General features: G+C 73.9%; 2 protein-coding genes. One reads left to right on the forward strand and one right to left on the reverse strand.

The features are described 5' to 3' along the window. Nucleotides 1-591: TerD family protein (locus EBN88_RS29905; protein WP_147472924.1), on the reverse strand; the 591-nt coding region annotated here is incomplete at its 3' end. A 256-nt stretch (nucleotides 592-847) separates the two neighbouring features. Between EBN88_RS29905 and EBN88_RS32290 the strand changes: the two genes are divergently transcribed. Continuing rightward, nucleotides 848-1,243, forward strand: a 396-nt coding sequence (locus tag EBN88_RS32290) for a DUF6643 family protein (protein WP_233581133.1), incomplete at its 3' end; no start/stop codon positions are given.

A 1,243-nucleotide genomic window follows, 5' to 3' on the forward strand; every position in this document is an offset into this window, starting at 1 on the left:
CGCGGGCGCGGCGGGCGTCACGGGGGCGGGCGGGGCCGGCGGCGCGGGCGTCGGGGTGGGGGCGGGCGTGGGCTCGTCGTCGACGCTGATGCCGAAGTCGGTGGCCAGGCCGGCGAGTCCGGTGGCGTAGCCCTGGCCGACGGCGCGGAACTTCCAGGCGCCCTGGCGGCGGTACAGCTCGCCGATCACGAACGCGGTCTCGCTGGTGGCGTCCTCGCTGTCGAAGCGGGCGATCTCGGCGCCGCTGTCGGCGTCGAGCACCCGGACGTGCAGCCCGGGGACCTGGCCGAAGGTGCCGCCGTCGGCCGAGGCCGCCAGCACCACCTTCTCGATCTCGGCCTCCACGTCGGCCAGGTCGACGGCCAGCTGGTCGACGACGGCGCCGCCGCCGGGCTGCTTGCCCTCGTACCGGACCGAACCGGACGCGTGGCGCGGCTGGTTGTAGAAGACGAAGTCCGCGTCGGAGCGGACCCGGCCGTCCTTCAGCAGGAGCGCGGAGGCGTCCACGTCCGGTGTGCCGGCCGACGTGTTCCAGCCGATCTCGACGCGGACGGCCCGCGCGGGCACCGGGACATTAGAGCCTTTGAGCATCGTGCGTTCCTCCGTCGGGTGGGGCCCGGACCTGTCCTGGACCTGTTCGTATACCCCTGTTCGCGCTGGGAACGACCCACTATGCCATCCGGTTCCCGGGCGCCCGGGACACACCCGTGAAACACCATCACGAGGCCACCCATCGGCGTTTTATCCGTAATTCCCGGAATTGCCCGCTCGGCGGCCTGGCCGACGGCGCAAATGACCCGCTAATCGGTCTCCCCAACGACCCGATGGTGGGCTTAACTTATGGAGCATGACCCTCCCGCGCCCCTACGGTGGTGGCTACTCCTCCTCCGCCTTCCCCGACACCCCCATCTACGACAGGCTGGTGGCCGAGCGGGGAACCCCGCAGATCGCCCCCATCCGGGTGCCGGCCGCGTATGACTCGCTGGGGTACCAACACCCCACCCCCCAGCCGTCGTTGCCCGCGTTGCCGGCCCTGCCGTCGGCCGCCTCGACGCCGCCCCCGCAGCACGGCGGCGGCTACCAGGGCTACCAGCCCACCCCGGTCAGGCAGCCGCTCGCCGCGCCCGCGCCCGGCGGCTACCAGGGCACCGGCGGCGGGTACATCCCGCAGCAGACCGCCGGCGGCCGCCCGTACCCCGGCGCCGGCGCCCCGCACGCCGGCCCGCCGCAGCAGGCCAGGCCG

The sequence above is a fragment of the Streptomyces triticirhizae genome, from assembly GCF_003696235.1.
In the GTDB taxonomy this organism is placed as follows: Bacteria; Actinomycetota; Actinomycetes; order Streptomycetales; family Streptomycetaceae; genus Streptomyces; species Streptomyces triticirhizae.